Raw genomic sequence first — 342 nt, 5'->3', positions numbered from 1 at the left:
TGGGATTCCCTGCTGTCCTCATGATGATTCACTTCCCATGAAATATGAAGGAATATCAAAACTCAGAAGCGGTGTTACCAGATATAAGTTTGTCTGTCCTAAAATCAAGTGGATCAAAAATACATCTACTGGCAGGTCCCAGCGTCACTGTACATGTGATGATCCATGTACAGCTTCTTCTTGTGGCAGAATGGTGTATATTTATCCTGAAAAGGATCTCCGTGCCTATCCTGGCGCTATCCGTGGTACAGAAGAATGGAATAACACTTACAAAATCAGAACCACCGTAGAAAGAGATATTAACCACATCAAGGATAATCTTTGTCTGGCCGGAAGAAGAAC

Annotated in this window: 1 pseudogene; it reads left to right on the top strand. The window is 41.8% G+C overall.

What is annotated here, in order from left to right:
* Positions 1-342 (top strand): annotated as a pseudogene (locus tag M72_RS17415) (ISNCY family transposase); the annotation flags it as partial.

The sequence above is a fragment of the Roseburia faecis genome (genome assembly GCF_001406815.1).
Classification (GTDB): domain Bacteria; phylum Bacillota; class Clostridia; order Lachnospirales; family Lachnospiraceae; genus Roseburia; species Roseburia faecis.
Note: the sequence above shows the minus strand (reverse complement) of the source record. Positions and strands in the feature narration are given on the sequence as shown.